The sequence below is a fragment of the Clostridia bacterium genome (genome assembly GCA_035561135.1).
In the GTDB taxonomy this organism is placed as follows: Bacteria; Acidobacteriota; Terriglobia; order Terriglobales; family Acidobacteriaceae; genus DATMYA01.
Window position 1 is genome coordinate 1 of sequence record DATMYA010000034.1, and the last position, 6,968, is coordinate 6,968.

Annotated in this window: 8 protein-coding genes; 5 read left to right on the forward strand and 3 right to left on the reverse strand. The window is 60.3% G+C overall.

All coding sequences use genetic code 11. From position 1 onward, the window contains the following. From VN622_07605 to VN622_07625, 5 genes are all read left to right on the forward strand, one after another. The coding region (locus VN622_07605; GenBank protein HWR35717.1) for a hypothetical protein at window positions 1-321 on the forward strand (321 nt) is incomplete at its 5' end. A gap of 7 nt (window positions 322-328) precedes the next feature. Continuing rightward, window positions 329-646 carry a co-chaperone GroES gene (gene groES, locus VN622_07610; GenBank protein ID HWR35718.1) on the forward strand — a complete coding sequence of 106 codons (318 nt, stop codon included), beginning with the start codon at window positions 329-331 and terminating at the stop codon, window positions 644-646. 15 nt (window positions 647-661) lie between these two features. Further along, window positions 662-2,248: a chaperonin GroEL gene (gene groL, locus VN622_07615; protein HWR35719.1), complete on the forward strand. Its 1,587-nt coding sequence runs from the start codon at window positions 662-664 to the stop codon at window positions 2,246-2,248. A 681-nt stretch (window positions 2,249-2,929) separates the two neighbouring features. Then, window positions 2,930-3,265 carry a hypothetical protein gene (locus tag VN622_07620; protein ID HWR35720.1) on the forward strand — a complete coding sequence of 112 codons (336 nt, stop codon included), beginning with the start codon at window positions 2,930-2,932 and terminating at the stop codon, window positions 3,263-3,265. Next, window positions 3,249-3,464: a hypothetical protein gene (locus VN622_07625; protein ID HWR35721.1), complete on the forward strand. Its 216-nt coding sequence runs from the start codon at window positions 3,249-3,251 to the stop codon at window positions 3,462-3,464. Before VN622_07620 ends, VN622_07625 begins: the two co-directional genes overlap by 17 nt. Before the next feature lie 380 nt (window positions 3,465-3,844). Here the strand turns inward: VN622_07625 and VN622_07630 are convergent, their stop codons facing one another. The 3 genes from VN622_07630 to VN622_07640 form a co-directional block, all read right to left on the reverse strand. Beyond that, window positions 3,845-4,165, reverse strand: a complete 321-nt coding sequence (locus VN622_07630) for a PadR family transcriptional regulator (GenBank protein ID HWR35722.1) — start codon at window positions 4,163-4,165, stop codon at window positions 3,845-3,847. Between the two features lie 364 nt (window positions 4,166-4,529). After that, complete coding sequence (locus VN622_07635) at window positions 4,530-5,381, reverse strand: sugar phosphate isomerase/epimerase family protein (GenBank protein HWR35723.1); 852 nt, start codon at window positions 5,379-5,381, stop codon at window positions 4,530-4,532. Further along, the gene (locus VN622_07640; protein HWR35724.1) at window positions 5,378-6,559 is read right to left on the reverse strand and encodes a Gfo/Idh/MocA family oxidoreductase; all 1,182 of its coding nucleotides are present in this window, start codon (window positions 6,557-6,559) and stop codon (window positions 5,378-5,380) included. Before VN622_07640 ends, VN622_07635 begins: the two co-directional genes overlap by 4 nt. Window positions 6,560-6,968: the final 409 nt, after the last annotated feature.

The window sequence follows — 6,968 nt, forward strand, 5'->3', positions numbered from 1 at the left end:
CATGACACGCCCGTCGCCTCCGGGGCCTCGCTGAGCGGCAGCGCGGCTCAGGTCGAGTGGGCGGAGCGCATCAGACGCCAGGTCGACGCCGACTTCGATCGCGTCGCGGCCGCATTCCGGGCCATCGCCCGCAAACAAAGCCCCGACAAGCGCGCAGGCACGGAAGCTGTCATCGCGATCCTGGAAGAGAAGCGATCGGAAGTAATGAGCAGGAATCAGGCCGGTTACTTCATTCACGACTGGCAGGAGACCGGTGATCGCGTTCGGCAGATGATATCCAAGGACGCACGGTACCGATCAAGAGAAACAAGTGGAGGCTAAGAGCATCATGAATATTCGACCCTTGTACGACCGCATCGTGGTAAAGCGGATAGAGGAACAGGAGACCACGCACAACGGCATCTTTATCCCCGATTCCGCCAAGGAGAAACCCCAGGAGGGCGAAGTGATTGCCGTAGGCCATGGCAAGAGGCTGGAGAACGGCGAATTGGTTGCCCTCGACGTCAAGGTCGGCGACCGCGTCCTCTTCGGCAAGTACTCCGGCACCGAGACGAAGGTGGTCGGAACAGAGTACATCGTTATGCGCGAGGACGACGTTCTCGGCGTTTTCGATTCGGCTGCCCAGGCGGCCACCAAAGCTACCTAATTCAGGAGACCATCTATGGCAAAACAGATTACTTATAGCGATAACTCCCGTCAAGCGATTCTGCGCGGCGTCAACCAGCTCGCCGAGGCGGTGAAAGTGACCCTCGGTCCGCGTGGGCGCAACGTCGTGCTGGAGAAAAAATTCGGCGGTCCGACGATCACCAAAGACGGCGTAACGGTGGCCAAGGAGATCGAGTTGAAAGATCCGCTCGAGAATATGGGCGCCCAGATGGTCCGCGAGGTGGCGTCGAAAACCTCCGATGTCGCCGGCGACGGTACGACCACGGCCACGATTCTGGCGCAGGCGATCTTCCGCGAGGGCGTCAAAGCGGTATCGGCCGGCGCAAACCCGATGGCAATCAAGCGTGGTATCGACAAGGCCGTCGAAGTGGCCGTTGAGGAAGTCAAGAAGCTCTCGAAGCCCGTCTCCGGCGACATGATCGCCCAAGTCGGCAGCATCTCCGCCAACAGCGACGCCACCATCGGCAACATCATCGCCGAAGCGATGAAGAAGGTGGGGAAAGACGGGGTGATCACGGTCGAGGAATCCAAAACCATGACCACCGAGCTCCAGACCGTGGACGGCATGCAGTTCGACCGCGGCTACCTCTCACCATATTTCGTGAGCGATGCCGAGCGCATGGAGTGCGTATTCGAGGATCCTTACATCCTCATCCACGATAAGAAGATCAGCAACATGAAGGACCTGCTGCCGATCCTCGAGCAGATTGCGCGCGCGGGCAAGCCGCTGCTGGTCGTTGCCGAGGATGTCGAAGGCGAGGCGCTCGCCACGCTCGTGGTCAATAAACTGCGCGGTACGCTCAATGCTTGCGCCGTGAAAGCCCCGGGCTTCGGCGACCGGCGCAAGGCGATGCTGGAAGATATCTCGATCCTGACTGGCGGCAAGCCCATTATGGAAGAGACCGGCATCAAGCTGGAAAGCATCCACCTGGAGGATCTGGGCCGCGCGAAGCGCGTCACGGTGGACAAGGACATCACAACCATCATCGATGGTGCCGGATCGCAAGGGAGCATCGAGGGCCGTATTAAGCAACTGCGTGCCCAGATCGAAGAGACCACCTCGGACTATGACCGCGAAAAGTTGCAGGAAAGGCTGGCAAAGCTTGCCGGCGGCGTGGCGATTATCAAGGTCGGTGCCCCAACCGAGACCGAGATGAAAGAAAAGAAGGCTCGCGTGGAAGACGCACTGCATGCGACGCGCGCAGCGGTAGAGGAAGGCATTGTGCCGGGCGGCGGCGTCGCGTTGCTGCGGGCATCAGTTGCGCTGCAGAATCTGAAGTTGGAAGGCGACGAGCAGTTCGGGGTGACGATCGTGCGTCGTGCCTGCGAGGAGCCCGTCCGGCAGATCGTTTTCAATTGCGGCACGGAAGGCGCCGTTGTGGCCGAGCAAATCAAGGGCTATGACGATCCGAACTTTGGCTTCAACGCCTCCACCGAAGAGTACGAAGACCTCGTGAAGGCCGGGGTAATCGATCCCACCAAGGTGACGCGCACCGCTCTGCAGAATGCGGCATCCATCGCCTCTCTGATGCTCACGACGGAAGCCATGATCTGCGGGATCGTGGAGGAAACGGAGAATTAGGCCACCGATGGACAAACGACTCCTAAAGCGGCACAAGCGTCAGGTTTCACGCGCGAAAGGACGGGTCAGGCTCTCGGAGCCTGACCTGAGGACACCGGAGCAAGTGAGGGCAGCGCGGGATGCGAGCCGCCTTGCCGGTAGCCGCCGTGACGCCCACCGCGCCCCTTACGCCACGCCGTCAATCGAACGTTGAATTTGAGGCGGCCAGGATCCGCACTGGAGCAGATTTGTTTTCCACACGCTGTCCACATTGCAGGTCTATCGAATTCAGGACTGTAGGGTTCCGAAACGCTATTGAGGGGGCTTTCCGCTGGCTCTTCCAACCCTACCGATGCACTCTCTGTGGTCGCCGCTTTTTCCTGTTCCGATGGCAAGCGCCCGTGGAAGACACGACTGGCTAGCGGCGGTTGCGGCAGGCCGGCCTGCGCAACTGCTAGGGCTCAATGAAACGCCGTCCTCCAGGTCGCTCCATATGGCGCTTTCTTCCGCGATAACGGCAGGGAACTCCTGCAACGCCCAGGTATTCGCACAATCAACCCTCGGAGTCGTGTTCGGATACGGGATTACGCCGCTCCCCGGTATCGGGGAAAAGCGGTACTGGCGAACCCCTTATTCGGCACAACGACGGCCTACGTTGCCGCCCTGTTCACAAAGTGGGGGGACGACTCCGCACGCGGGTTCATGACGGAGGTGAAGAAGAATGGCGTGAAGCTCTCAACCAGCAATGGCGAGAGCGCCGATATGCGGCGGCTGGCATCACCGGCGACGATCCGTTTCAGCGAAGCTATTGCGGTGGCCGTTCTGGGTCTCGTGGTAAATCTGGCCTGTGCGGCCCTCCTGGGCGAAGGTCACGTTCACCATCACGAGGACGACCACGATTCCGAAGCAGGGCATCATCCAGGTCCATCCCAAGGCCATTCCCGCCACCAGGGTGACGATCGCGAGCACGGACGTGAGCGGGTGATCGCGCGCTGGTCGTACGGCCTGCTTCGGGACACCAGTGCCGTGCCTCCTTGACGGCGAAGTGTCGGCGGAGCGACGCCGACAGATCCGCGAGCTCATCGAACACGAAAAAGGTAGCCAAGTCGCCGACCTCCATGTCTGGCGGGTGGGTCCGGAGCATCTTGCCGCCATCATCTCCGTGATTGCGGCGCAACCGCACCCGCCCGAGCACTACAAAAAGCTGCTCGCCACGCATGCTGACCTGGTCCCTTGACGGTAGAGGTACACCGCGCGCCAACGGAGAGAGCACACCCGCAGTGCGCGTGAGACCGAAAATAGATACCCGAGGACGTCCGATCGACCTAGCCTTATACTCAACAAATCCGTCGCACAGGTCGGCTTGCTACCGCTTGTCATCTATGCCCGACAAAACAAGTGGGTGCGGTTTCTGGCGTACGTAACTGGCTTCGTGAATCAATGCCTGTTCCTGCAGAATGAATACCTGATCGAACAAAATCGCATCAGCCGCTCGCATCTTCCTTCGCGGTTGCGCTTGTCCGATCCAGGCGCTCGACTCTGGCGGAAATTGGCGAGCGGGTCGGCCTCAAGGACTTCAAGCTGGTCGCATCCGTCGCGCTCCACGCGGTCAGAGACCTAGCGCTTGGCCGCCCTGGGAAGTCCATCGAACCGCTTGTCTCCTCTGCCGGTCGTAGGGATGACGTCGAACAATACTCGGAGTTTGTCTCTCGTTCGCTCTATCGCCAATTGCCCTCGGCGGGTCGCCACGTAAGCCTTCAATGGCCGGCCGTTGCGCCGTGCAGCGGGCTCAAAATACCCTTTGTCCTGCATCCCCCTGAGCATACTGGCAACGGACCGGGCGCTGAGCAGGACTCGGTGCCGCTCGTATTCCTCTTTCATTCCGGCGCTGAAGACCGGTTCCTTCGTGGCCTTGTGCAGGATATACAGTCGCGTCAATCCCAGTCATCCGTGCTGGTTGTGCTTTCCTCTCCGCTTTTGCCATCTCGAACATGTCCGCTTCCTGAATTGTTCGCGGATTCTTTTGAACTCGGTTATCGGCACAGAGGTGCGCTATTTGCGCAGTTCCTCGCGGCTTGCGTGCCGGGAGAGGGTGCAGTAGCCGAGGCCGACTTCCGCGATTGCCTAAATTGCCTCCTCTGGCGGGCGATCGCGGAAGCTGTAGCTGGTGGCCCCCAGCTTCACTCCCTGGACCCGGGACCGCGCCGCGATGGCAAGCATGGCCAGTCCACGTCGCGTGTACATCGTTGTCTTCCTCCCGAATGCCGCTGATCGGTTATGCGGCACTCGGGAACAATCTGTTCTAAGCCTTCGCGGCTGCCGGTTCCTTTGCAGCCAGCAACGCCGTAAGATGCGCGAGACTGCGGGCCGCCTCTTCCGGCGTTCCGCACTCCACTGACAGCACGCCGCTGAACCCGTGCTTCCGGATGATGCCGATCACGCGCGCCCAATCCACTACACCGTCCCCGCAGGCGCAGCCTACGGGCGTGCCGGCCACCTTGCCGCGCTCGGCGTCGGAGTGCTCGACGCTGATGTCCTTGGCGTGCATGTGAACCAAACGGCTGCCGATCCGCTCCAGCGCCTCGTAGATATCCTCGCCGGCAAGGTAGCCGTTCCCCGTGTCGTAGTTGATGCGCAGGAGCGGCGATTCCACCAGGCTCGCGATGCGCAGCAGACCGTCGGTGGTGCGGGAGATCTCGTTATGCGGCTCGATCCCGATGTCGATGCCGTAGCGCTCGGCTACGCGCAGCACGGCCTTCAAGGTGTAGGTCATCACGGGCCACGCTTCGTCACCGATCACCCATTCCGGCCGGTAGCTCTCGTCGGTGTTCACCACCGGGGCGCCGAGAACCGCCGCGAATCGGATAGCGCGCTGCAGGTACATCACGCTGACCTCCGGCCGCATCAACGGACAGTGTGCGCTCACCGCCGATGCCTTCAACCCGTTCTTCTCCAGGATGTCCCTAATAAAGTGCGGATCCTCTTCCATGGACACCGAATGGTAGTACCCGGCTTCGCTCATCAACTCCCGTCCGGTGTGCAGCATCGGCTCGACGTACTTGTATCCGATCTTCGCCGCCATCTCGACACCCACCGTAAAAGGCTTCTCCGAGCGACGCACAAACTCCATGTTCAGTCCGGCTTCAATACTCATACGTCCCACTCTTTCTGCCACGTAACGCGGCGTTTTTCTTTGTAAGAGATGTTGCAGATATGGCACGCCATGGCGGAATAGTGCCCCGCCGCCTCGTCGCAGGCCGCGTGCTTGCGGGTGCGAACGCAGTCTAGCCAGTTGGCCACGTGCAGTTCCGGCGTGGGCCCCGAGGTGACCGGCTCGGCACCTTTCTCCGCCGGTAGGAAGCGGTAGCCGTAGCGGAAGATGTGCAGCCGGCCGCCGGTCCCCATGAATACGATATCGGCGTTCTCCTTCGAGATCATATCGGTGACGTTGGCCTCAAAGGTGACCAGCAGCCCGTCCGGATACTCGACAATTGAATTGATGTTATCCGCCGTGTCTCGGTCTTCATAGCCGAGGTAGATGCCGCCCATGCATACCGCGGCCAAGGGTTTCTCCGTTTTGAGATACCAGTGCGCGACGTCCACCATGTGAACGAACAATCCGCCCATCTGCGCGTTGGTCGAGTAGTCCCAGTAGACGTAGTGGTTGAAATAGCGCTTGGGGTCCCAGGGCACTTTGGGAAGGCGGCCCTGGCAGGTGTCCCAGTCCATGCCATCCGGCTTCTTCTCCATTCCCGCAGGCGGCTTCTGATTGCGGTAGGCCGCGTTGCCGTTCCAGATGGTCCGCACCATGGTGACGCGCCCGATGCGGCCGCTGTCAATGAATCGTTCCTTGGCCTCGATGAAGTGCGGATAACTGCGCTGCTGCGTCCCCGTTTGGAGGATGCGCTTGTTCTCACGGACGGCACGCACGATCTGGTGGCCCTCCATGGGGTGAAGGGTCAATGGTTTTTCGACGTATAGATCCTTGCCCGCCCGGCACGCGGCCACTGCGATCTCGCAGTGCATGTGGTCCCAGGGAGCGATGATAACGGCGTCGATATCCTTGTGATCGAGCACCTTCCTGTAATCGACGTACTTGTTGACCGTGGTGCCGGCTATCTTCTCGGCGCGGTCGCGCTGCACGTCGTAGGCGTCCGCCACCGCTACCCACTGTATGTTGCCCGCCTTGTTGGCGTTGGACATCAGGTATCTGCCCCGGCCCCCGGTCCCAATAGCCCCAAGACGGATACGATCGTTGGCTCCCAGGACCCGCCCGGCGGATGCGGCCGTCATCGCTCCCACGAACCCTCTACGCGAAACTGTTGTGCTCATGCCTCTCTCCTATGGCGGAGTCTGCTTTCGCCAGCTTGTTTAGTTGCGAACTTGCGGTGTCGGTCGCCTGCTTTACCAGAGAACTGGTTCGGTCCTCCAGGACTGGTGGCCTCCCAATTCGAGGTCCTTCACTCGCTCCCTGCACCGTCGAAAAGTCTACGCGAGCATACCAGGTCTTACCAAACGGATTCTATACGTATTTCTCCAGCATTACAAGGTTAAAATGTCGGGTCTGGGGTCCGACAATCAACAAACTGATACCCGTGCCGAATTCTAAGGGCAGAAAAGATTCCGCTTGATTACGCAATTGGCTACGAGTATACTTCTGCCGATGGTAAGACCTGGTCTGAATGAGACATAGGGCCGGCATTCTGATCATGTTTCAGTCGGTCCCGCGGACAACGTCAAC

What these genes read in the sequence shown, in the direction of transcription:
- VN622_07620 (HWR35720.1), top strand. Translation starts at nt 2,930, where the DNA reads ATGACGGAGGTGAAGAAGAATGGCGTGAAGCTCTCAACCAGCAATGGC.
- VN622_07640 (HWR35724.1), bottom strand. Translation starts at nt 6,559, where the DNA reads ATGAGCACAACAGTTTCGCGTAGAGGGTTCGTGGGAGCGATGACGGCC.
- groL (HWR35719.1), top strand. Translation starts at nt 662, where the DNA reads ATGGCAAAACAGATTACTTATAGCGATAACTCCCGTCAAGCGATTCTG.
- groES (HWR35718.1), top strand. Translation starts at nt 329, where the DNA reads ATGAATATTCGACCCTTGTACGACCGCATCGTGGTAAAGCGGATAGAG.
- VN622_07635 (HWR35723.1), bottom strand. Translation starts at nt 5,381, where the DNA reads ATGAGTATTGAAGCCGGACTGAACATGGAGTTTGTGCGTCGCTCGGAG.